Genomic DNA, 23,923 nt, shown 5'->3' on the forward strand with positions numbered 1-23,923 from the left:
TCCGCTCAGTGGCGCGCCTGGCGCGCCCTGACCGGGACCGGTTGGGCCACCAGCACGATGCCGGAGAAGCCCAACACGAGAAAACAGAACATCTGCCAGCGCTCGCCGACCGAGATGCCATAGCGCAAGGTGTAATACCCCACGCAGGCCGCAAAGCCCAACAACAGCATCTGCCCGCGAAACTGCCGCCACCAGGCCGCCAGGCCGTCCACCCTTGCCAGCACCGCCAGCTGGGTCAACAAGCCAAGCAATGCCACGCCGATCAACCAGCGGTCGATCTGCCCGGCGACGTCCTGCACCAGCAAAGGTGCCAGGCCACTGACTTTCAGCGCCGGCACCAGCCCCACATGGAACACCCACAGGCCACCGACCCAGAAAACTTGGGCCAGCTGCCAGAGGATCCCCTCGAGGGATGGCGCCCGCAGGCGCCGGTCAGATGTGTTTGACTTCGACAATCTCGTACTCGACCGTACCGCTTGGCGTCTTCACCACCACGGTGTCACCTTCTTCCTTGCCAATGATGGCACGGGCGATCGGCGCACTGCTCGAAAGCTTGCCTATTTTCACGTCAGCTTCATCTTCGCCGACGATCTGGTAGGTCACTTCGTCACCGGTCTCGGTGTTGGCCAGCAACACGGTGGTGCCGAAAATCACCTTGCCGGTGTGCGGGATGGTGGTGACGTCGATCACCACCGAGTTCTGCAGACGGCCTTCGATATCGCGGATGCGCGCCTCGACCATGCCCTGCTCTTCACGAGCGGCATGGTATTCGGCGTTTTCCTTGAGGTCGCCCAGCTCACGCGCTTCGCCAATGGCTTGGCTCAGGCGCGGGCGCTCGGTCTTGCTCAGGAACAGATGCTCTTCTTCCAGGGCGCGAGCGCCCTGGACGGTCATCGGGTATTTGGTAATGCTCATGCTTTGAGTCCTGCGTGCAGATCCTGCAAGCGACGAACGGTCTTTTCAGGCCCAAATTTCAGCGCTTCGCAGATGGCTTCACCGGCCGCAATGGTAGTGGTGCAGTAGATCTTGTGCTGCAGCGCATTGCGACGAATCGAGTAGGAATCGGCGATCGACTGGCGGCCTTCGGTAGTGTTGATGATCAACGACACTTCGTCGTTCTTGATCATGTCGACCACGTGCGGGCGACCTTCGGTCACCTTGTTCACACGGCGCACTTTCAGGCCAGCCGCTTCGATGACCTTGGCAGTGCCTGCCGTTGCAACCACTTCGAAGCCCAGGGCGATCAGGTCGCGGGCAACGCCAGCCACTTGTGGCTTGTCGTCGTCACGCACGCTGATGAACGCGGTACCGCCGGTCGGCAGCACTTCGCTGGCACCCATCTGGGCTTTGGCGAAGGCTTCACCGAAGCTGTCGCCGACACCCATGACTTCACCGGTCGATTTCATCTCAGGGCCGAGGATCGGGTCAACCCCTGGGAACTTGGCGAACGGGAAGACGGCTTCCTTGACGCTGTAGAAGTTCGGGATGATTTCCTGGGTGAAGCCCAGTTCTTTCAGGGTTTTGCCGGCCATGACGCGGGCAGCGATCATTGCCAGGGAGGTGCCGATGCACTTGGACACGAACGGCACGGTACGCGAGGCACGCGGGTTGACTTCGATCACGTAGATCTTGTCACCCTGCAGGGCCAGCTGCACGTTCATCAGGCCGACAACGCCCAGCTCCAGGGCCATTTTCGATACCTGTACGCGCACTTCGTCCTGCACTTCCTTGCTCAGCGAGTAAGGTGGCAGCGAGCACGCCGAGTCACCAGAGTGAACGCCGGCCTGTTCGATGTGCTGCATGATCGCGCCGATCACCACGTCGGTACCGTCGCAGACCGCATCCACGTCCATCTCGATGGCGCAGTTGAGGAAGTGGTCGAGCAGTACCGGGCTGTCGTTGGAAACCTGTACGGCTTCACGCAGGTAGCGCTTGAGTTCGTCCAGTTCGTAGACGATTTCCATGGCACGGCCACCCAGCACATAGGATGGGCGCACGACCAGCGGATAACCGATGCCGCCAGCAGCGCGGATGGCTTCGTCTTCGCTGCGCACGGTGGCGTTTGGCGGCTGCAGCAGGTTCAGGCGCTGAACCATCTGCTGGAAGCGCTCACGGTCTTCGGCACGGTCGATGGCGTCCGGGCTGGTACCGATGATCGGTACGCCGGCTTCTTCCAGGGCGCGAGCCAGTTTCAGCGGGGTCTGGCCGCCATAGTGAACGATGACGCCCTTCGGCTTCTCGACGCGGCAGACTTCCAGCACGTCTTCCAGGGTCAGCGGCTCGAAGTACAGGCGGTCGGAAGTGTCGTAGTCGGTGGAGACGGTTTCCGGGTTGCAGTTGACCATGATGGTCTCGTAACCGTCTTCACGCAGCGCCAGAGCAGCGTGTACGCAGCAGTAGTCGAACTCGATACCTTGGCCGATACGGTTCGGGCCGCCACCCAGGATCATGATCTTGTCGCGGGTCGACGGGTTGGCCTCGCACTCTTCCTCATAGGTCGAGTACAGGTAGGCGGTGTCGGTGGCGAACTCGGCGGCGCAGGTGTCGACGCGCTTGTACACCGGGAACACTTCCAGCTTGTGGCGGTGACGACGCAGGTTCTTGTCGGTGATGCCGAGCAGCTTGGCCAGGCGCTGGTCCGAGAAGCCCTTGCGCTTGAGGCGCAGCATGTAGTCCTTGTCGATCGACGACAGGGCCAGGGTCTTGACCTTCTCTTCTTCCTTGATCAGGTCTTCCATCTGCACCAGGAACCACATGTCGATGCCGGTCAGCGCGAAGATTTCTTCACACGACATGCCCGAACGCATGGCGTCGGCGACGTACCAGATACGCTCGGCACCCGGCACGGTCAGTTCACGCTTGAGGATGCCGGCCGCTTCCGGGCTGGCCAGGTCGACTTTCGGGTCGAGGCCGCAGGCTCCGACTTCCAGGCCGCGCAGGGCTTTCTGCAGGGATTCCTGGAAGGTACGGCCGATGGCCATGACTTCACCCACGGATTTCATCTGGGTGGTCAGGCGGGCGTCGGCTTTCGGGAATTTCTCGAAGGCGAAGCGTGGCAGCTTGGTCACGACGTAGTCGATCGAAGGCTCGAAGGACGCCGGGGTGCGGCCGCCGGTGATGTCGTTCTGCAGTTCGTCGAGGGTGTAACCGATGGCCAGCTTGGCGGCGATCTTGGCGATCGGGAAGCCGGTGGCCTTGGAAGCCAGGGCGGACGAACGCGAAACGCGCGGGTTCATCTCGATCACGACCATGCGGCCGGTGTTCGGGCAGATGCCGAACTGCACGTTGGAACCGCCGGTTTCGACACCGATTTCACGCAGCACCGCCAGCGAGGCGTTGCGCATGATCTGGTATTCCTTGTCGGTCAGGGTTTGTGCCGGCGCCACGGTGATCGAGTCACCGGTGTGCACGCCCATCGGGTCGAAGTTCTCGATGGAGCAGACGATGATGCAGTTGTCCTTCTTGTCACGGACCACCTCCATCTCGTATTCCTTCCAGCCGATCAGCGATTCGTCGATCAGCAGTTCCTTGGTCGGCGACAGGTCCAGACCACGGGTGCAGATTTCTTCGAATTCTTCACGGTTGTAGGCGATACCGCCGCCAGTGCCGCCCATGGTGAACGACGGACGGATGATGCATGGGAAGCCGAGCTTCTCGAGGACCGCATTGGCCTCTTCCATGCTGTGGGCGATACCGGAGCGCGGGCACTCCAGGCCGATGTCCTTCATGGCCTTGTCGAAGCGCGAACGGTCTTCGGCCTTGTCGATGGTGTCGGCGTTGGCACCGATCATCTCTACGCCGAACTTTTCCAGAACGCCGTGGCGCTCCAGGTCCAGGGCGCAGTTCAGTGCAGTCTGGCCACCCATGGTCGGCAGCACCGCGTCCGGGCGCTCTTTTTCAATGATCTTGGCCACCGACTGCCACTTGATCGGCTCGATGTAGGTGGCGTCGGCCATGGCCGGGTCGGTCATGATGGTGGCCGGGTTGGAGTTCACCAGGATGACGCGGAAACCTTCCTCACGCAGGGCTTTACAGGCCTGGGCGCCGGAGTAGTCGAATTCGCAGGCCTGGCCGATCACGATCGGGCCAGCGCCGAGAATCAGGATGCTTTTGATGTCTGTACGTTTTGGCATGGTTGTCACTCAAATCCGCGGGTCAGTCGGCAAGCCGTCTTGAACAATCTGGGTCAGGCGCGTCCGGGCGCGGCACAAGCCGCCCCGGGGCCTTGATGCAGGATGCTCAGCGGCGCTTGGCCATGGCATCGGTGAAACGATCGAACAGTGGCGCGACGTCGGTCGGGCCTGGGCTCGCTTCAGGGTGACCCTGGAAGCTGAACGCGCTCTTGTCGGTGCGCTCGATACCCTGCAGGGTGCCGTCGAACAGCGACTTGTGGATGGCGCGGACGTTGCCCGGCAGGGTGGCTTCGTCAACGGCGAAACCGTGGTTCTGGCTGGTGATCATGACCACGCCGGTGTCCAGATCCTGGACCGGGTGGTTGGCACCGTGGTGGCCATGACCCATCTTCACGGTCTTGGCGCCGGAGGCCAGGGCCAGCAGCTGGTGGCCGAGGCAGATGCCGAATACCGGGATCTCGGTTTCGAGGATTTCCTTGATCGCCTGGATCGCGTAGTCGCATGGCTCCGGATCACCAGGGCCGTTGGACAGGAACACGCCGTCCGGATTCAGTGCCAGCACTTCGCTGGCCGGGGTCTGGGCAGGCACCACGGTCACGCGGCAGCCGCGGGCAACCAGCATGCGCAGGATGTTCAGCTTGACGCCGTAGTCGAAGGCGACCACGTGGTACGGCAGGTCGGCAGCATCGATGGTTGGGTGGCTGTCGGTTTTCAGCTCCCACACGCTGGAGCGCCACTCGTAGCGCTCCTTGGTGGAGACGACCTTGGCCAGGTCCATGCCCTTCAGGCCTGGGAAGCCGCGGGCGGCAGCGATGGCGGCTTCTTCGCTGATGTTGTCACCGGCCAGGATGCAGCCGTTCTGAGCGCCTTTTTCGCGCAGGATACGGGTCAGGCGACGGGTGTCGATGCCGGCGATGGCGACGACGTTGTTGGCCTTGAGGTACTCAGGCAGCGACTGGGTGTTACGCCAGTTGCTGGCCAGCAGCGGCAGGTCACGGATGACCAGGCCAGCGGACCAGACACGGTTCGACTCGGCGTCTTCCGGCGTGGTGCCGGTGTTGCCGATGTGCGGGTAGGTCAGGGTTACGATTTGCTGCGCATAGGAAGGGTCTGTAAGGATTTCCTGGTAGCCGGTCATAGCGGTGTTGAATACCACCTCACCAACGGTCTGACCGTCGGCACCGATAGCTTCACCGCGGAAAATACTGCCGTCGGCAAGGGCGAGTATGGCTGGCTTTGTCAAGAAGACCTCCCGTAAATCAAGCATGAAAGGGCGATCGCAGGTTGCAAAAAAGCGGAGTGACGTATGGACACGTCACCCCGCTTTCATGTGCTGAATTCAATTCGCTGCGCGCTTTTAGTGGACACACTAAAGCTGTAGCTTACAGAAAAGTGCGTTTTCGGTCTACCGCATATGTGTCTCTAAAACACATGATTGCGACAGAGGGCGCAGCGGCCCGAACTGATCAGCGCAGCTCGAGCACGTCCTGCATGTCGTACAGGCCCGGCTCGCGCCCATCCAGCCACAGCGCCGCACGCACCGCGCCCTTGGCGAAGGTCATGCGGCTGGAGGCCTTGTGGGTGATTTCCAGGCGCTCACCTTCAGCGGCGAACAGCACGGTGTGGTCACCGACCACATCGCCGGCACGCACGGTGGCGAAGCCGATGGTCTTGCGATCACGCGCGCCGGTCTGGCCTTCACGGCCATACACCGCCACTTCCTGCAAGTCGCGCCCCAGCGCATTGGCAACCACTTCACCCATGCGCAGCGCGGTACCCGACGGCGCATCGACCTTGTGCCGGTGGTGCGCCTCGATGATCTCGATGTCGACATCATCACCCAAAACCCGCGCCGCCATGTCCAGCAGCTTGAGGCTGAGATTGACACCGACGCTGAAGTTGGCAGCGAACACGATCGGAATGTCCTTGCCCGCCTCGGCGAGCAATTGCTTCTCCTCAACGGAGAAACCGGTAGTACCGATGATCATCGCCTTGCCGTGCTTGCGGCAGAACGCCAGGTTCTTCAGCGTCACCGAAGGGTGGGTGAAGTCGATCAGCACGTCGAATTCGTCGACAACCTTGGCCAGGTCATCGGACAGCAGTACGCCGATCCGACCAAGCGCTGCCAGTTCACCGGCATCCGCCCCGACCAGCGAGCTGTCCGGACGATCGATCGCCGCTGTCAGCCCCGCACCCGGGGTTTGCTGAACGGCTTCGATGAGGGTCTTGCCCATCCGCCCCGCCGCGCCCATCACTGCAATACGTCGCATAGCCTTGTTCCTTGTCAGAGATCACCGAAGAAGCGCTTCACGCCATCGAACCAGCCACTGGCCTTGGGCGAGTTGTCGCCTTCCAGCGAGCTGCGCAGCTCTTCGAGCAGTTCGCGCTGGCGACGGGTCAGGTTGACCGGGGTCTCTACCGCCACGCGGCACAGCAGGTCACCGGCACCACCACCGCGCACCGGAGCAACACCCTTGCCGCGCAGACGGAACTGCTTGCCAGTCTGGGTGCCTTCCGGAATCTTCAGCTTCACGCGACCATCAAGGGTCGGCACTTCCAGCTCGCCACCGAGGGCGGCGTCGGTGTAGCTGATCGGCACTTCGCAATACAGGTGCTTGCCATCACGCTGGAAGATCTCGTGCTCGCGCACATTGATCACAACGTACAGATCGCCGGTCGGCCCACCATGGGTGCCCGCCTCGCCCTCGCCGGACAGGCGGATGCGGTCGCCGGTATCGACACCAGCCGGTACCTTGACCGACAGGGTCTTGTATTCCTCGACACGGCCTTCACCATGGCACGAGGTGCATGGGTCGGTGATGATCTTGCCTTGGCCATGGCAGCGCGGGCAGGTCTGCTGCACCGAGAAGAAGCCTTGCTGCATGCGCACCTGGCCGATGCCGCCGCAGGTCGGACAGGTCGACGGGGTCGAACCCTTCTTGGCACCGGAACCGTCACACGGCTGGCAGTTGACCAGCGTCGGCACACGGATGCTGACCGTGGTACCACGCACCGCTTCTTCCAGGTTCAGTTCCAGGGTGTAACGCAGGTCGCTACCGCGCTGGGCACCGCCGCGTCCACCGCCGCGACCGCCACCGAAGAAGTCGCTGAAGACGTCGCCGAAGATATCGGAGAAGTTGGCGCCGCCGAAGCCGGCACCGCCGCCACCCATGCTCGGGTCGACGCCAGCGTGGCCGTACTGGTCGAACGCCGCACGCTTGCTGGCATCAGACAGCACTTCATAGGCCTCGTTGGCCTCCTTGAACTTGTCTTCCGACTCTTTATCGCCCGGGTTGCGGTCCGGGTGGTACTTCATCGCCAGGCGGCGATAGGCCTTCTTGAGGTCAGCTTCGCTGGCGCCGCGCTCGACACCCAGGACCTCATAAAAATCACGCTTGGACATAGGTCATTTGCACCTTTTGGGGCGTCAGGCATCTGCGCCGCGCCATCAGCACCTGCCTGCACACCACGAATGGCCCGGACAAATGCTGTAAAAAATCTCGAATTCCAGATACGCCAACGCGGGAGCAAGCCCCCGCGCGGCGACATCCTACCAGTTCACCGGCACAAGCCGGTGAACGGGTCGACAGCATGCAACGATTACTTCTTGTCGTCGCCTTTGACTTCTTCGAACTCGGCGTCAACCACGTCATCGTGCTTGGCTTCCGGCTCGGCGTGCTGCTGAGCGCCACCCTGAGGCTGTTCGGCCTGCTGCTCGGCGTACATCTTCTGAGCAACTGGAGCCGAAACCTTGGACAGCTCTTCGACCTTGGCGTCGATGGCAGCCTTGTCGTCGCCTTTGACAGCGGCTTCCAGGGCAACCACGGCAGCTTCGATCGCGGCCTTCTCTTCAGCTGTGACCTTGTCACCGGCGTCAACGACCATCTTGCGAGTCGAGTGCACCAGCGCATCACCCTGGTTACGGGCAGCGGCCAGCTCTTCGAACTTGCGGTCTTCCTCGGCGTTGGCCTCGGCGTCACGCACCATGCGCTCGATTTCTTCGTCGGACAGGCCGGAGTTGGCCTTGATCACGATCGACTGAGCCTTGCCGGTGGCCTTGTCTTTGGCGCCGACGTGCAGGATGCCGTTGGCGTCGATGTCAAAGGTCACTTCGATCTGCGGTACGCCACGTGGCGCTGGCGGAATGTCAGCCAGGTCGAACTTGCCCAGCGACTTGTTCTGCGCAGCCTGCTTACGCTCGCCCTGCAGCACGTGAATGGTCACGGCGCCCTGGTTGTCGTCGGCAGTCGAGAACACCTGCGACTTCTTGGTCGGGATGGTGGTGTTCTTCTCGATCAGCGGGGTCATCACGCCACCCATGGTTTCGATACCCAGGGTCAGCGGGCTGACGTCCAGCAGCAGTACGTCTTTCACGTCACCGGCCAGCACGGCGCCCTGGATGGCAGCACCCATGGCCACGGCTTCGTCCGGGTTGACGTCCTTGCGCGCTTCTTTACCGAAGAAGTCGGAAACGGCCTTCTGCACCATCGGCATACGGGTCTGGCCACCGACCAGGATCACGTCGTCGATCTTGCTGGCGTCGATGCCGGCATCTTTCAGGGCGATGCGGCAAGGCTCGATGGTACGGTTGACCAGGTCTTCTACCAGCGACTCCAGCTTGGCGCGGGAGATCTTCACGTTCAGGTGCTTCGGACCGGTAGCGTCTGCAGTGATGTACGGCAGGTTGACGTCGGTCGACTGAGCCGAGGACAGCTCGATCTTGGCCTTTTCAGCGGCTTCTTTCAGGCGCTGCAGGGCCAGCGGATCGTTCTTCAGGTCCATGCCGGACTCTTTCTTGAACTCGTCGACGAGGTAGTCGATCAGGCGCATGTCGAAGTCTTCGCCACCCAGGAAGGTGTCGCCGTTGGTGGCCAGTACTTCGAACTGGTGCTCACCGTCGACTTCGGCGATTTCGATGACCGAAACGTCGAAGGTACCACCACCCAGGTCATAAACGATGACGGTGTGGTCGCCCTTGGCCTTGTCCATGCCGTAGGCCAGTGCAGCAGCGGTCGGCTCGTTGATGATACGTTTTACGTCCAGACCGGCGATGCGGCCGGCATCCTTGGTGGCCTGACGCTGGCTGTCGTTGAAGTAGGCCGGAACGGTGATGACCGCTTCGGTCACGGCCTCGCCGAGGTAGTCTTCGGCGGTCTTCTTCATTTTCTTCAGCACTTCGGCGCTGATCTGTGGTGGCGCCATGTCTTTGCCGCTGGCCTGAACCCAGGCGTCACCGTTGCTGCCCTTGACGATCTTGTACGGCACCAGCTTGATGTCTTTCTGTACGACGTCTTCTTCGAAGCGACGACCGATCAGGCGCTTCACGGCGAACAGGGTGTTATGCGGGTTGGTGACAGCCTGGCGCTTGGCCGACTGGCCCACCAGGATTTCGCCATCGTTGGCGTAGGCCACGATCGAAGGGGTAGTACGCGCGCCTTCGGCGTTTTCGATGACCTTGACGTTACCGTTTTCCAGAATGGAGACGCACGAGTTGGTGGTCCCCAGGTCGATACCGATGATTTTGCCCATGTTTACTCTCCTGAAACTTGAATTTGGCGGCAGCGGCTACTGTCGTGGCCAACTGCGGTAATACTTGAACGCTTGACACCTAGATGGGGATGCCCCGGAGGATTTCAAGCCTTCTCATCGATAGAAGGTTGCGCTGCCGCTGGTGCCTTGCTGACCACCACCATGGCGGGGCGCAGCAGGCGACCGTTGAGCAGGTAGCCCTTCTGGAACACGTTGAGCACGCTGTTTGGCTCGACCTCGGCGTTTTCCTGCATGGCCATGGCCTGATGGTGCTCAGGGTTGAACGGCTGGCCGTGCGGGTCGATGGCTTCAAGGTTGTAGCGCTTGAGGGTGTCCTGGAACATCTTCACGGTCAGCTCGACGCCTTCACGCGTGTTCTTGACCTGTTCGTCCTCGGGATTGAGGTGCGACAGGGCCATTTCCAGGCTGTCGATCACCGGCAGCAGGTCGCCAGCGAACTTCTCGAGGGCGAACTTGCGGGCCTTGTCGACCTCCTGCTCGGCGCGGCGAATGCTGTTCTGCGCTTCTGCAGCGACACGCAGGGACTGATCCTTGGCGGCGGCCAGCTGCTCCTCGAGCTCCTGAACGCGGGCGCCGTTATCCACTGCACCAGCCTCTTCGGCGTTAAGGTCTTTTTCATTCAGCTGTTCGTCAGCCATGGGTTCTCTCCTCCGCAATTTCTGTTGTACGAGCAAAGCTCGCCGTGTCTGCCGGCTATATGGGGCCGGAAAAACCAGCTTCAAGGGGCAAGTGGGTTTTGCAGGCCACAACAGAATCCGCCAGAGGGCATTGGCAGGGGCGAAAAAACTACTGTATAAATAACCAGACCTGAACTTCGGGAGCCGCCCCCATGCTGGTGCACCTGTCCATTCACAACTACGCCATCGTCGAGCACCTCGACCTCGAAATCGCCCGCGGCATGTCGGTCATCACCGGCGAGACCGGTGCGGGCAAGTCGATCATGCTCGACGCCCTCGGCCTGGCCCTGGGCGACCGTGCCGACAGTGGCGTGGTGCGCCCCGGCACCGACAAGGCGGACATCCTTGCCACGTTCGACCTGGTGGACATTCCCGAAGCCCATGCCTGGCTGGCCGAACGCGACCTGAACAACGACGGGCTGTGCATCCTGCGCCGCGTCATCACCGCCGAAGGCCGCAGCCGCGGCTACATCAACGGCACGCCCTGCACGCTCGGCGACCTCAAGGCGCTGGGCGAGCTGTTGATCGACATCCACAGCCAGCATGAACACCAGTCGCTGCTCAAGACCGACACCCACCGCCGCCTGGTGGACGAATACGCCGGCGCCATCGACCTGGCCCGCCAGGTGCAGCTTGCTGCCAAGCGCTGGAACCAGACCCGCCTTGAGCTCGAGCGGCTGAGCAATTCCGGCGACGAGCAACGCGCCCGTCATCAACTGCTCAGCTACCAGCTTGAAGAGCTCGACAACCTTGGCCTGGGCGAAAACGAACTGGAGCAACTGGAGCAGGAGCACAAGAACCTGACCAATGCCGAAGCCCTGTTCGGCATCTGCCGCCAGGTCATCGACCAGTGCAGCGAAAGCGATTCGGGCAACGTGCTCAGCGCCCTCACTTCCAGCCTCAACCGCCTCGGCGCCGCAGCGAACGCCCCGCGCGCACTGGGCGAGGCCGCAAACATGATCGCCAGCGCACAGATTCAGGTAGAAGAAGCGATGGGCGAGCTCAACCGCTTTCTCGACAACTTCGATGCCGACCCCATGCGCCTGCAGGCCCTGGAAGAGCGCCTGGACACGATCTACACCCTGGCGCGCAAACACCGCGTGCACCCCACCGAACTGCCGAACTTGCAGCAACAGCTGATGGATGAACTCGAAGGCCTGAACGCCAGCGACGAGTCGATCGAACGCCTGGGCGAAGAGCTTGGCGCCTTTGCCCAGCACTATAAGGAGAAGGCGCTGGAGCTGAGCGCCCTGCGCCAGCAGGCAGCCAAGCAGTTGGCCGTCGCTGTGGAACAGGAGATTCAGCGCCTGGGCATGCCGGGCGGCCGGTTCTGCATTGAGCTCACAGCCAACGAAGGCAACGACCTGTCGCCCCACGGCCTGGAGCAGATCGAACTGCTGGTCAGCGCCAACCCCGGGCAACCGCTCAAGGGCCTGGCCAAGGTGGCGTCCGGGGGCGAGCTGTCACGCATCAGCCTGGCGATCCAGGTGATCACGGCGCAGACCTCGCGCATTCCGACCCTGGTGTTCGACGAAGTGGACGTCGGCATCGGCGGCCCGACGGCCGAAATCGTCGGCCAGTTGCTGCGACGCCTGGGCGAGCGTGGCCAGGTGCTGACCGTGACCCACCTGCCCCAGGTGGCCGCGCAAGGGCACCATCACCTGTTCGTGCACAAGGTGCGCAACAGCGACACCACTCACACCGCAGTGGCCAGCCTGGGCAAGCGCGAGCGGGTCGAGGAAGTGGCTCGGATGCTTGGCGGCATTGACCTGACCAAGGAATCCCTTGCCCATGCGCGCAAGATGGTGGTTTCTGGCAAGGCCTGAGGCCCACTCCAGAAAGCACAAAGGCGACCCGAAGGTCGCCTTTGTCATTCATAACGCGCTAAATCGTTACTTTTTCTTACGCACATAGAGGACCAGATTGTGGTCCACGAGCTCGTAGCCATGCTCCGCCACGATCTCTTTCTGGCGGCGCTCGATTTCAGCATCCATGAACTCGATAACTTCACTGGTCTCCACGTTGACCATATGGTCGTGGTGACCGCCGTCAGCCAGCTCGAACACCGCATGGCCACCATCGAAGTTGTGGCGCACCACCAAACCAGCCGCTTCGAACTGGGTCAGTACGCGATACACGGTTGCCAGACCGACGTCCTCGCCAGCCTCCATCAGCGCCTTGTAGACATCCTCGGCGCTCATGTGACGTTGCTCGGTCGAGTCGAGCATCTGAAGGATCTTGACTCGAGGCAGTGTCACCTTGAGACCGGCTTTGCGCAATTCGCTATTTTCAACCATGGTCAGCTTTCTCGCCGATGCTGCTTCGCAGCTTCTCTTAATACGGGTATGATCGGGGTTTACGTTGTCCAGCCAAGATAGTGGAAGTCGCCCACCGATGCAAAACACCAAGCTCTTGCTAAACAGCCTCGCCCTCGCGGGACTGCTCGCACTCGCCGGTTGCTCGTTTCCCGGGGTTTACAAAATCGACATCCAGCAGGGCAATGTCGTCACGCAAGACATGATAGACCAATTACGCCCCGGAATGACCCGTCGGCAAGTAAGGTTTATCATGGGCAACCCGCTGCTGCAGGACACCTTCAACACCAACCGTTGGGACTACCTGTACAGCCTGCAACCTGGTGGCGGCAAACGTCAGCAGGAGCGCATGAGCATCTTCTTCAACGACAGCGACCAGTTGGTAAGCCTGTCCGGCGACTTCATGCCAGGCGTGAGCCGCGACCAGGAAATCCTCGGTGGCAGCAATACCACCACGGTCAGCCCGGCCACCCAGCCTGAGCAGGCCAAGCCGCAGCAGGAAGAAAAACCCGCCAAGCCAGGCTCGACGGAAGAGTCCATCCAGCGCGAGATCGACACCATCGAGACCACCCCAGTGCCGACGCCGGCACCGCTGGAAACCTCGCCGCAGTAATTCACGGCCAGATGAAAAAGCCCGGACCAAGGTCCGGGCTTTTTATTGCCTGCCAGTTCAGCTAGCGCTTGGCCTTGGCCTGTGCGGCACGCCGCCTGCGCGCATCGATCGGGTCGAGCAGCAGAGGCCGGTAAATTTCCAGGCGATCCCCCTCCTCGACCAGGCGTTCGTGCGCATCCGCGACCACCTTGCCGAAAATGCCCACCGGGCACTGCTCGATATCCAGCCCACTCACTTGCCCGGCAATCCCGGACAGGCGCAACGCTTCACGCACTGTCACCCCATCTGGCACTTCACAGGCCAACAGCCACTGGCGCTCGGCCGTGGCGTAGGCCACTTCGACCTTAACCATTGAGCTGCTTGGCACGCTGGCAGAATGCATCCACCAGGGTATTGGCTGCCTGGTTGAACAGCGGCCCCAGCGTGGCACGCACGATCGCGCCAGCGTAGTCGAAGGTCAGGTCCAGGCTGATCTTGCAGGCTTTTTCACCAAGCGGCTTGAACACCCACAGGCCATGCAACTGGGTGAATGGCCCCTCTTCCAGGTTCATCTCGATGGACTGCCCCGGCACCAGCACATTGCGGGTAACGAACTGCTGGCTCATGCCGCCCTTGGCCACCTCCAGCTTCGCCCGCATGTGCGTGTCGCTGGCCTCGATCACTGTCGACGCCGAGCACCAAGGCAGGAATTCAGGGTAGCTGGCCACGTCGTTGACCAGATCGTAGAGCGCCTGGGCAGGGTACGGCAGCAGGGCGGAACGTTGAATATGGGTAGTCATCCAGGCGTCACTTCCAAGGCTGGTTGGCGGCGCTTCGCAGCGCGCCGAAAACAGGTTCTGTGCATAGAACAGGCCTTGTATTGTCCGGTATTCATTGCAGTGGCTCAAGCACACCGAAATCCCATAGCCGACCGCGTGATGACTTGCCTATAATGCCGCCCCTATGGCTAAACAAAAGAAACATCCGACCGGGACCATCGCGCAAAACAAAAAGGCGCGACACGATTACTTCATCGAACACAAGTTCGAGGCCGGGCTGGTCCTGTCCGGTTGGGAAGTAAAAAGCCTGCGGGCCGGCAAGGCGCACCTGACCGACAGCTACGTGCTGCTCAAGGATGGCGAAGCCTGGCTGTTCGGCAGCCACATCACCCCGCTGACCGCCGCCAGCACCCACGTCATCGCCGACCCCATGCGCACCCGCAAGCTGCTGCTGAACAAGCGCGAGCTCGAGCGCGTGGAAGCCGCCGTGGCGCAGAAAGGTTACACCTGTGTGGCCTTGGCGCTGTACTGGAGCAAGCACCTGATCAAGTGCGAGATCGCGCTTGGCAAGGGCAAGAAGGAGTTCGACAAGCGCGACACCATGCGCGAACGCGACTCCAACCGCGAGCTGCAGCGTGCGGTGCGCAACAAGGGCAAGGAAGAGTAATCACTCTTTAGCCTGTGACGGCCTCTTCGCGGGTTTACCCGCGAAGAGGCCGGCCCCATCTCAACGCCCGCTGCGCCGCTCCGCCCGCGCCACCCGTTGGGCCTCGTCCTGCGCCTCTTCCAGCACCTCCTGCACATACAGAATGTGCCGGCTGGACACCTCCCGCGCATCCTCCGCCCTGCCCTCGACAATCGCCAGGTACAACTCGCGGTGCTGACTGATCAGCATGTCGCGTGTTTCCGTGCGCTGCTGGTACATGCCACCAATGTTGGTCACCACATTGCGCTTGAGCAGGTCGAACAAGCCTCGAATCGTGTGCAGCAACACCGCGTTATGGCTGGCCTCGGCAATCGCCAGGTGGAAGCGCGCATCGGCCGCGCCCTCTTCCGCCCGCGTCACCTCGTCAGCCCGGGCATAGCAATCCTGCAGGGCGTCGAACGCCGCTTTGAGCCGCGCACGATCAGGCTCGGTGGCGCGCTGGGCCGCGTAATAGGCGCATGACGCCTCCAGGGTATGGCGAAACTCGAGCAGGTCGCGCTGTGCTTCAGCGCTGTGTTCAAGCAATTGCAGCAACGGGTCGCTGAAGGTCGAGCCGAGCGATTCGGCCACGTAATTGCCGCCCCCCTGGCGGCTCACCAGCAGCCCCTTGGCCACCAGCTTCTGGATCGCCTCACGCAGTGACGGGCGCGATACACCGAACTGCTCGGCCAGGACGCGCTCGGCCGGCAGCCGCTGCCCCGAGGTCAGCGTGCCTTCCAGAATCATCCCTTCCAACCGATCGACGATGTCGTCGGACAGGCGCCGTTGGCGGACCTGATCAAAAACCATCACATGCTCTCCACAAACCCCGGCCAATTTCACGGGGTTGCCTATTCTCGCCGATCCACGCCGCGCCAGCACGCATCAGGCGACGGTTTTCGCCAGCAAGCAGCTGCCCGTTCATCGACCCGCGACCAAAGTTTTGCACGAGACAAATTGACACACCCACAACAGCGCTTTTAACCTAGCGACCAGCCATTGTAAATTGGTCTTACCAATTATCCAATGCCAGTGCCTGACCAACAACAATTAGGGGCCACCCCATATGCAAACCTGGCAACAACTCTATACCCCGCTTGGTAGTCTCGGCCTGTCCGCACTGGCGGCGGTCATCCCTATCGTGTTCTTCTTCCTGGCCCTGGCCGTGTTCCGCCTCAAAGGGCACGTGGCCGGCAGCATCACCCTTGGCCTGTCGATCCTGGTGGCGATCTTCGCCTTCCAGATGCCTGTCGACATGGCCTTGGCTGCCGCAGGCTATGGCTTCCTCTACGGCCTCTGGCCGATTGCCTGGATCATCGTTGCCGCGGTGTTCCTGTACAAACTCACGGTCAAGAGCGGCCAGTTCGAAGTGATCCGCAGCTCGGTGCTGTCGATCACCGACGACCAGCGCCTGCAGGTACTGCTGATCGGTTTCTGCTTCGGTGCCTTCCTCGAAGGTGCGGCCGGCTTCGGCGCCCCGGTGGCAATCACTGCCGCGCTGCTGGTGGGCCTGGGCTTCAACCCGCTGTACGCCGCTGGCCTGTGCCTGATCGCCAACACCGCACCGGTGGCCTTCGGCGCCCTGGGTATCCCGATCATCGTGGCCGGCCAGGTCACCGGCATCGACGCCTTCCACATCGGCGCCATGACTGGCCGCCAGCTGCCACTGCTGTCGCTGTTCGTACCGTTCTGGCTGGTGTTCATGATGGACGGCCTGCGCGGCGTGAAGGAAACCTGGCCTGCCGCCCTGGTCGCCGGCCTGAGCTTCGCCGTGACCCAGTACTTCACTTCGAACTTCATCGGCCCTGAACTGCCAGACATCACCTCGGCCCTGGCCAGCCTGATCTGCCTGACCTTGTTCCTGAAAGTCTGGCAGCCGAAGCGCGCGTTCGCCGAAGCCAAAGGCAGCGTCGGCGCCGCCGTGGTACAGCCAAGCGGCAGCCAGCCGACCCCGTACAGCTTCGGCGAGATCTTCAAGGCCTGGTCGCCGTTCCTGATCCTCACCGTGCTGGTCACCATCTGGACCCTGAAGCCGTTCAAAGCGGCCTTCGCCCCAGGCGGCGCGATGTACAACTTCGTGTTCAACTTCGCCATCCCGCACCTCGACCAGCTGGTGATCAAGACCGCACCGATCGTTACCGCGCCAACCGCCATGCCAGCGGTGTTCAAGCTCGACCCGATCTCCGCCACCGGCACCGCGATCTTCCTCTCGGCGCTGATCTCCATGGCGGTGCTGAAGATCAACTTCAAAACTGGTCTGACCACTTTTAAAGAGACCTTCTGGGAACTGCGCTGGCCGATCCTGTCGATTGGCATGGTGCTGGCCTTCGCCTTCGTCACCAACTACTCGGGCATGTCCTCGACCATGGCCCTGGTCCTGGCCGGCACCGGCGCCGCGTTCCCGTTCTTCTCGCCGTTCCTCGGCTGGCTGGGCGTGTTCCTGACCGGTTCCGACACCTCGTCCAACGCCCTGTTCAGCTCGCTACAAGCCACCACGGCGCACCAGATCGGGGTCAACGACACCCTGCTGGTCGCGGCCAACACCAGCGGTGGCGTGACCGGCAAGATGATCTCGCCGCAGTCGATCGCCGTGGCCTGCGCCGCCACCGGCCTGGTCGGCAAGGAATCCGACCTGTTCCGTTTCACCGTCAAGCACAGCCTGTTCTTCGCCACCATCGTCGGCCTGATCACCTTGATCCAGGCCTATTGGCTGACCGGCATGCTGGTTCATCACTAAAGTGAAAGGGGCCGGGCGCCATCACGCGCCCGGCATCGCCTTCAACCCACGCTGCGAGAATCCATGATCATTTCCGCCTCCACCGACTATCGCGCCGCGGCCCAACGCAAGCTGCCCCCCTTCCTCTTCCACTACGCCGACGGCGGCGCCTACGCCGAGCACACCCTGCGCCACAACGTCTCGGACCTGGCCAGCATCGCCCTGCGCCAGCGCGTGCTGAAGAACATGTCCGAGCTGAGCCTCGAAACCAAGCTGTTCGACGAGACCCTGAGCATGCCCGTGGCCCTGGCCCCGGTCGGCCTCACCGGCATGTACGCCCGCCGCGGCGAAGTGCAGGCAGCGCGAGCAGCGGCGGCCCACGGTATTCCGTTCACCATGTCGACGGTGTCGGTGTGCCCGATCGAAGAAGTGGCGCCGGCCATCGACCGGCCCATGTGGTTCCAGCTGTACGTGCTCAAGGACCGCGGCTTCATGCGCAACGCCCTGGAGCGGGCCAAGGCTGCCGGCGTGAAAACCCTGGTGTTCACCGTCGACATGCCGGTGCCCGGAGCCCGCTACCGCGATGCCCACTCCGGCATGAGCGGCGCGAACGGCCCGATGCGCCGCGTGCTGCAAGCCATGACCCACCCCGAATGGGCGTGGGACGTTGGCGTGATGGGCCGCCCGCACGACCTGGGCAACATCTCCAAGTACCGTGGCAACCCCACCGGCCTTGCCGACTACATCGGCTGGCTGGGCAGCAACTTCGACCCGTCGATCTCGTGGAAGGACCTGGAGTGGATCCGCGAATTCTGGGACGGCCCGATGATCATCAAGGGCATCCTCGACGCCGACGACGCCCGTGACGCGGTCAAGTTCGGCGCCGACGGCATCGTCGTCTCCAACCATGGCGGCCGCCAGCTCGATGGCGTGCTGTCCAGTGCCCGCGCCCTGCCGGCGATTGCCGATGCGGTCAAAGGCGACCTGAAGATCCTCGCCGACTCCGGCATCCGCAGCGGCCTCGACGTGGTGCGCATGATCGCCCTCGGCGCCGACACCGTGCTGATTGGCCGCGCCTTCCTCTGGGCCCTGGCGGTGCGTGGGCAGGCCGGGGTGAAGAACCTGCTCGAACTGTTCGAGAAGGAAATGCGCGTGGCCATGGTGCTGACCGGCGCCAAGTCGATCAGCGAGATCACCCGCGACTCGCTGGTCCGCGAACTGGGCGCCTGAGCGCCCCTCCACAGTACCGCCTGAATGACCGGGGTACGCCGCGCGCCAGACGCCGCGGCCCCGCGAGGAGATTGCATGAGCCTGCCCGCTGCGTTCCTGCGTGATGCCGAGCGCCTGATCCCTGCCGAACGCCGTTTCGACGACCCGACCTCTACCCTGGCCTTCGGCACCGACGCCAGCTTCTACCGGCTGATCCCCAAGCTGGTGGTGCGCGTCGAGTCCGAGGACGAAGTGGTCGGGCTGCTTCAACTGGCCCAGCGCGATCGCGTGCCGGTGACCTTCCGCGCCGCCGGCACCAGCCTGTCCGGCCAGACCATCAGCGACTCGGTGCTGATCGTGCTCGGAGATAACTGGAATGGCCGTGAAATCCGCGGCCAGGGCGAGCAAATTCGCCTGCAACCCGGCGTCATCGGCGCCCAGGCCAACGCCTGGCTGGCCCCTTATGGGCGCAAGATCGGCCCCGACCCGGCCTCGATCAACGCCTGCAAGATCGGCGGCATCGTCGCCAACAACGCCAGCGGCATGTGCTGCGGTACCGCGCAGAACACCTATCACACCCTCGCCGGCCTGCGCCTGGTGCTGGCCGACGGCACCCGCCTGGACAGCGAAGACCCAGCCAGTGTCGCGGCCTTTGAAAACAGCCACGCCGAACTGCTCGAAGCGCTGGCACGCCTGGGCCGCGAAACCCGCGCCAACACCGCACTGGCCGACCGCATCCGGCACAAGTACCGGCTGAAGAACACCACCGGCCTGTCACTCAACGCGCTGGTGGACTACGACCAGCCGCTGGATATCCTGCAGCACCTGCTGGTCGGGTCCGAAGGCACTTTGGGCTTCATCAGCGCCGTCACCTACGACACCGTGCCCGACCACCCGCACAAGGCCAGCGCCCTGCTGGTGTTCCCCAGCGTGGAAAGCTGCTGCCGCGCCGTCACCGTGCTCAAGCGCCAGCCGGTGTCGGCCGTCGAACTGCTCGACCGCCGCAGCCTGCGCTCGGTGCAGAACATGCCGGGCATGCCGCTGTGGGTCAAAGGCCTGTCGGACAACGCCTGCGCCCTGCTGATCGAGTCCCGCGCCGCCAGCCAGAGCCTGCTGCACGAACAACTGCACTTGGTGATGGCCTCGATCGCCGACTACCCGCTGGAGCAGAAGGTCGACTTCAGCGAAGACCCTGCCGTGTACAACCAGCTGTGGAAGATCCGCAAGGACACCTTCCCCGCCGTCGGCGCGGTGCGCCAGACCGGCACCACGGTGATCATCGAAGACGTCACCTTCCCCGTCGAGCAACTGGCCGAAGGCGTCAACCGCCTGATCCAGCTGTTCGACAAGCACCACTACGACGAGGCGATCATCTTCGGCCACGCGCTGGAAGGTAACCTGCACTTCGTCTTTACCCAAGGTTTCAACAGTGCCGAAGAAGTCGCGCGCTACCAGGCCTTCATGGACGACGTCGCGCAACTGGTCGCCGTTGAATTCGGCGGCTCGCTCAAGGCCGAGCACGGCACCGGCCGCAACATGGCGCCATTTGTGGAGCTGGAATGGGGCGCTGATGCCTACCAGCTGATGTGGAAGCTCAAGCGCCTGCTCGACCCCAACGGCATCCTCAACCCCGACGTCGTGCTGAGCGAAGACCCAGACATCCACCTGAAAAACCTCAAGCCACTGCCCGCCGCTGACGAGATCGTCGACAAGTGCATCGAGTGTGGCTTCTGCGAACCGGTCTGCCCCTCCAAGGGCCTTACCCTCAGCCCACGCCAGCGTATCGTCATGTGGCGCGACATCCAGGCGAAGCAACGCGCCGGCGTCGACACCCGCGAACTGCTGCAGACCTACCAGTACCAAGGCATCGACACCTGCGCCGCCACCGGCCTGTGCGCCCAGCGCTGCCCGGTCGGCATCAACACCGGCGAGCTGGTGAAGAAACTGCGCAGCCAGGCCGCCGACCACGCCAAGACTGCCGACTGGCTGGCCGACCATTTCCCCACCGCCCTGGCCGGCGCCCGCTTCACCCTGACCGCCGCCAACACCGCCCGCAAGCTGCTCGGCGCCCCACGCCTCGGTCGCCTCAGCGCATCACTGAGCAAGGCCAGCAAGGGCCGCCTGCCACAGTGGACCCCGGCCATGCCACAGCCGCTGCGCACGATGGACTTCGGCCCGGCGAGCAATGATGCCCGGCCGCGCGTGGTCTACCTCGCCGCCTGTGTTTCAAGGGTGATGGGCCCCGCCTACGCCGACCGCGAGCAAAGCTCGCTGCTCGACAAGACCCGCGCCCTGCTGGAAAAGGCCGGTTACCAGGTGGTGTTCCCGGACAATAACGACAGCCTCTGCTGCGGCCAGCCGTTCGCCTCCAAGGGCTACCCTGAGCAGGCCGAACACAAGCGCCAGGAACTGATCAACGCCCTGCTTCACGCCAGCCGCGGCGGCCTCGACCCGATCTACTGTGACACCAGCCCCTGCACCCTGCGCCTGGTGCAAGACCTGGGCGAAACCCGGCTGGACCTGTACGACCCGGTGCGTTTCATCCGCACTCACCTGGTCGACAAACTGGAGTTCACCCCGCAGGACGAGCCGGTGGCCGTGCATGTGACCTGCAGCACCCAGCATCTGGGTGAAAGCCAGGCGCTGATCGACCTGGCGCGCCGTTGCAGCAAGCAGGTGGTGATTCCGGAAGGCATCCACTGCTGCGGCTTTGCAGGCGACAAGGGCTTCACCACACCCGAGCTCAACGCCCACTCGCTGCGTAGCCTGAAGGATGCGGTGCAGTATTGCAGCGAGGGGATCTCCACTAGCCGCACCTGTGAGATTGGGCTGTCCAGCCATAGCGGGATCGACTATCACGGGTTGGTGTATCTGGTGGACCGGTTTAGCGGGCCCCGCTTTGTGGCGTTTTTTTTTGGGCGCCGGGGAGATCGCGCGCGGGGCTACCGGGGTTGTTTCTCCCCGGCGCCAAAACCCTCAAGCATCACCCCGATTGAACCCTCGCCAAATCACAGCAGTCCACCCTTACAAGGCCCACCTACAGCGGCCATAAAAGGAGACACCCATGAAAGGTACCGCGCTTTCGGCCCTCTTCGCGGCCGCTACCCTCCTGGCATCCCCGGCCTTCGCTGCCGAAGACCTGTGCACCGCCAACCTGCAGAAGATCGACGACAGCATGGCCACCGCCGGTGCTACCTCAGAGGGCCTGGACAAAGCCCTGACCGAGCAAGTCGACAAAGCCAAGGCCGCCCAGGCTTCGGGCGACACCAAAGGCTGCATCGCCATCACCAGCAAAGTGCTGGAGCGCCTGGAGAAGACCGAGAAAGGCAGCGGTTCGGCTGGCGGCAGCGGCGCTTGAGCCCTCGCAGCGCGGGCGACAGGACCGGCTGTCGACGTCGCCCGCGCAATGGCGTATACTCCGTCTCACGTGCCGTAAGGTGCGTTAGCCAAGAGCTAGTGTGGGGCCGATCAGGATTCGACGCCGGTAGCGAAACTCTAGGTGCATGCCGAGTTGGTAACAGAACTCGTAAATCCACTGTTGCAACTTTCTATAGTTGCCAATGACGAAAACTACGAGGGTTACGCTCTCGCTGCGTAAGCAGCTGAGCCCGCTCTCCTGGTAGCTTCGGCTCCAGCAATCATCAGGGGATGCCTGTAAACCCGAAATGATTGTCATACAGAACAGGATCGTCGTGTAGCACGTTGGGGGCAAAGCGACTAAAACTTACCCAACTCATCCAAAGCACCCTGCCCGTCGGGCGGCTGCGGATTAAATCAGTAGACACGGCTAAGCATGTAGTACCGACAGCGGAGTACTGGCGGACGGGGGTTCAAATCCCCCCGGCTCCACCAAATCCAAAAAAGAAGACGCCCTTGGGCGTCTTTTTTTGTGCCTGGAACAATCTGATCCACCTGCTTAGGCGTAACAGATTGTTTCGAAATGCAGCGAAAAAATCAGATTTAACCCCTTTCTTGTAGGGCATTTCCCAAAGATACTCTCCGCCCCTGTTTTCCGTTGCGGTCGCTTTTTCAGGGTTTTAGTCTCGGTGGGTCGTTGCACATCAACGGCATGACTTTGACAGGTCGCGACGGTAAACAACAAAACGGTTCGTCGTTATGGCGGCTGTACGTGCGGGCACGCTTGCGTGCGCCGGAACTTGTTGTTTCCGCCGGTCTGTCAACCCGCGTACAGCTGCCACCCTTTGTTTGACAGCAGATGGTGACGGCCCTGAAATGGAAGCAATCATGTTGAAGATAGTCCCCGATCCACCCCACCTCCTCCACTCCCTGGAAGACACCCTGATTATGGCCGCCGACTACGCGCTATGCGCCGAAGCCGTCGCCCAGCAGGCGATGCTGATGCAGCCCAAGTCACCCGTGTCGCTACTGATCATGACGTCAATGCACGAGCTCGACAGCTTGCGCAGATTGCTCGAAACGGCGCTGGCCCAGATCCAGAAGCCCGCCGATCCGCAAACGCTGCACTGATCCACATCATGATTCGCCTGGCCGGCCAGGCCAGGCATCTACGACTTCAGGGAGATCAAACAATGGCTACCGAAGAAACCAGATTCACCGTAGGCAAAACCACCTTCTTTCAAGGTGAAAACGAGACCCACCCATTGTTCCGAATCGAACCCGGCATCCCTTGCCAGGCTGCCCGCGAACAGGCCTCGGAGCTGATGGGATACGTTCGCGACCTGTCCATCGACGGCCTGATGGAAGATAAACCGCAACTGCTCTGGGCCTCGCACTACCTTTGCGCCATGGCCAAGGCCCTGTTGGATGACGCCGAGTTGGGCATGACAAAAACGCTCTGATATCCCCGCAGCCCCTCTTTTTTGAGAGCGGCCTTGCTGGGGCGCCGGACCAGTCGGAAAGGGCCGCAATGCGGCCCCAGCAATTCCGAAGCATCTCAGCAAGCACGACATAGACTGTCGCCCTCCACTGCCATCTTGTCTGCACTTGGTAATTACTAGGTGCAGCCATCCCATCTGCCCCTCTTCCGTCAGTAAAGGTCATCAAAGACGACCTCCTCCCTCACACCATCAAAAGGCCTGACAATGAAAAACCTGCTCGCCACCATCGGACTCTTCGTGGTGCTGACCAAAGGCTACGAGTTCTACCGCGAATACAACGAAATGAAGCGCGAACGCGAAGCGCAGCGGTCTGCAGCGGACTGAAACCAAGGGCATTCTTGATCACACATCCTCTAAACAATTGATGGCACAAAGCCACTCCATTGAGTAGGATTCACGCCAACTTGA

20 protein-coding genes, 1 other RNA gene and 1 pseudogene are annotated in these 23,923 nt (G+C 62.3%); 10 read left to right on the forward strand and 12 right to left on the reverse strand.

Annotation, left to right across the window (positions count from 1 at the left end; translation table 11 throughout):
• Nucleotides 1-5: 5 nt before the first annotated feature.
• The 8 genes from ABE528_RS06245 to grpE form a co-directional block, all read right to left on the reverse strand.
• Nucleotides 6-455: an MFS transporter gene (locus ABE528_RS06245; protein WP_079226471.1), complete on the reverse strand. Its 450-nt coding sequence runs from the start codon at nt 453-455 to the stop codon at nt 6-8.
• A complete protein-coding gene (greA, locus tag ABE528_RS06250) occupies nt 433-915 on the reverse strand; it encodes a transcription elongation factor GreA (RefSeq protein ID WP_152955898.1) in 483 nt (160 codons plus the stop codon). Before greA ends, ABE528_RS06245 begins: the two co-directional genes overlap by 23 nt.
• On the reverse strand, nt 912-4,133 hold the full coding sequence (gene carB, locus ABE528_RS06255; RefSeq protein WP_152955899.1) for a carbamoyl-phosphate synthase large subunit: 3,222 nt from the start codon (nt 4,131-4,133) through the stop codon (nt 912-914). The genes greA and carB overlap by 4 nt, the downstream gene beginning before the upstream one ends.
• 106 nt (nt 4,134-4,239) lie before the next feature.
• On the reverse strand, nt 4,240-5,376 hold the full coding sequence (gene carA, locus ABE528_RS06260) for a glutamine-hydrolyzing carbamoyl-phosphate synthase small subunit (RefSeq protein WP_003249935.1): 1,137 nt from the start codon (nt 5,374-5,376) through the stop codon (nt 4,240-4,242).
• A gap of 223 nt (nt 5,377-5,599) precedes the next feature.
• Nucleotides 5,600-6,403, reverse strand: coding sequence for a 4-hydroxy-tetrahydrodipicolinate reductase (dapB, locus tag ABE528_RS06265; protein WP_152955900.1), 804 nt, complete (start codon nt 6,401-6,403; stop codon nt 5,600-5,602).
• Between the two features lie 14 nt (nt 6,404-6,417).
• Nucleotides 6,418-7,536, reverse strand: coding sequence for a molecular chaperone DnaJ (gene dnaJ, locus ABE528_RS06270; protein WP_152955901.1), 1,119 nt, complete (start codon nt 7,534-7,536; stop codon nt 6,418-6,420).
• A 197-nt stretch (nt 7,537-7,733) separates the two neighbouring features.
• Nucleotides 7,734-9,662: a molecular chaperone DnaK gene (gene dnaK / locus ABE528_RS06275; protein WP_152955902.1), complete on the reverse strand. Its 1,929-nt coding sequence runs from the start codon at nt 9,660-9,662 to the stop codon at nt 7,734-7,736.
• 104 nt (nt 9,663-9,766) lie between these two features.
• On the reverse strand, nt 9,767-10,321 hold the full coding sequence (gene grpE, locus ABE528_RS06280) for a nucleotide exchange factor GrpE (protein ID WP_152955903.1): 555 nt from the start codon (nt 10,319-10,321) through the stop codon (nt 9,767-9,769).
• Between the two features lie 191 nt (nt 10,322-10,512).
• Between grpE and recN the strand changes: the two genes are divergently transcribed.
• Entirely contained in the window at nt 10,513-12,186 is a 1,674-nt protein-coding gene (gene recN / locus ABE528_RS06285; RefSeq protein WP_346652461.1) for a DNA repair protein RecN, read from the forward strand.
• Nucleotides 12,187-12,252: 66 nt separating this feature from the next.
• Here recN and fur read toward each other — a convergent pair whose 3' ends face one another.
• The gene (gene fur, locus ABE528_RS06290; RefSeq protein WP_008096237.1) at nt 12,253-12,657 is read right to left on the reverse strand and encodes a ferric iron uptake transcriptional regulator; all 405 of its coding nucleotides are present in this window, start codon (nt 12,655-12,657) and stop codon (nt 12,253-12,255) included.
• A gap of 97 nt (nt 12,658-12,754) precedes the next feature.
• Here fur and ABE528_RS06295 point away from each other — a divergent pair, with 97 nt between their 5' ends.
• A complete protein-coding gene (locus ABE528_RS06295; RefSeq protein ID WP_152955905.1) occupies nt 12,755-13,288 on the forward strand; it encodes an outer membrane protein assembly factor BamE in 534 nt (177 codons plus the stop codon).
• Nucleotides 13,289-13,349: 61 nt separating this feature from the next.
• On the opposite strand, the gene ABE528_RS06300 is transcribed toward ABE528_RS06295, so the two are convergent.
• Nucleotides 13,350-13,640 carry an RnfH family protein gene (locus ABE528_RS06300; protein ID WP_152955906.1) on the reverse strand — a complete coding sequence of 97 codons (291 nt, stop codon included), beginning with the start codon at nt 13,638-13,640 and terminating at the stop codon, nt 13,350-13,352.
• Nucleotides 13,633-14,067 carry a type II toxin-antitoxin system RatA family toxin gene (locus tag ABE528_RS06305; protein ID WP_346652462.1) on the reverse strand — a complete coding sequence of 145 codons (435 nt, stop codon included), beginning with the start codon at nt 14,065-14,067 and terminating at the stop codon, nt 13,633-13,635. The genes ABE528_RS06300 and ABE528_RS06305 overlap by 8 nt, the downstream gene beginning before the upstream one ends.
• A gap of 163 nt (nt 14,068-14,230) precedes the next feature.
• On the opposite strand from ABE528_RS06305, the gene smpB reads away from it, so the two are divergent.
• Complete coding sequence (smpB, locus tag ABE528_RS06310) at nt 14,231-14,713, forward strand: SsrA-binding protein SmpB (RefSeq protein ID WP_152955908.1); 483 nt, start codon at nt 14,231-14,233, stop codon at nt 14,711-14,713.
• Nucleotides 14,714-14,773: 60 nt separating this feature from the next.
• Here smpB and ABE528_RS06315 read toward each other — a convergent pair whose 3' ends face one another.
• Complete coding sequence (locus ABE528_RS06315; RefSeq protein ID WP_346652463.1) at nt 14,774-15,541, reverse strand: FCD domain-containing protein; 768 nt, start codon at nt 15,539-15,541, stop codon at nt 14,774-14,776.
• A gap of 256 nt (nt 15,542-15,797) precedes the next feature.
• On the opposite strand from ABE528_RS06315, the gene ABE528_RS06320 reads away from it, so the two are divergent.
• From ABE528_RS06320 to ABE528_RS06350, 7 genes and pseudogenes are all read left to right on the forward strand, one after another.
• Nucleotides 15,798-17,468: a lactate permease LctP family transporter gene (locus tag ABE528_RS06320; RefSeq protein ID WP_152955910.1), complete on the forward strand. Its 1,671-nt coding sequence runs from the start codon at nt 15,798-15,800 to the stop codon at nt 17,466-17,468.
• Nucleotides 17,469-17,531: 63 nt separating this feature from the next.
• Entirely contained in the window at nt 17,532-18,677 is a 1,146-nt protein-coding gene (gene lldD, locus ABE528_RS06325; protein ID WP_346652464.1) for an FMN-dependent L-lactate dehydrogenase LldD, read from the forward strand.
• Nucleotides 18,678-18,752: 75 nt separating this feature from the next.
• Nucleotides 18,753-21,539 (forward strand): annotated as a pseudogene (locus ABE528_RS06330) (FAD-binding and (Fe-S)-binding domain-containing protein); the annotation flags it as partial.
• Between the two features lie 181 nt (nt 21,540-21,720).
• On the forward strand, nt 21,721-22,014 hold the full coding sequence (locus ABE528_RS06335; protein WP_110639677.1) for a hypothetical protein: 294 nt from the start codon (nt 21,721-21,723) through the stop codon (nt 22,012-22,014).
• Nucleotides 22,015-22,116: 102 nt separating this feature from the next.
• Nucleotides 22,117-22,508, forward strand: a transfer-messenger RNA (tmRNA) gene (gene ssrA, locus ABE528_RS06340).
• 393 nt (nt 22,509-22,901) lie between these two features.
• Nucleotides 22,902-23,144: a hypothetical protein gene (locus ABE528_RS06345; protein ID WP_346652465.1), complete on the forward strand. Its 243-nt coding sequence runs from the start codon at nt 22,902-22,904 to the stop codon at nt 23,142-23,144.
• A gap of 62 nt (nt 23,145-23,206) precedes the next feature.
• Complete coding sequence (locus tag ABE528_RS06350) at nt 23,207-23,476, forward strand: DUF3077 domain-containing protein (RefSeq protein WP_346652466.1); 270 nt, start codon at nt 23,207-23,209, stop codon at nt 23,474-23,476.
• The last annotated feature ends 447 nt before the right edge of the window (nt 23,477-23,923 follow it).

The sequence above is a fragment of the Pseudomonas sp. TWI628 genome, from assembly GCF_039673865.1.
Classification (GTDB): Bacteria; Pseudomonadota; Gammaproteobacteria; order Pseudomonadales; family Pseudomonadaceae; genus Aquipseudomonas.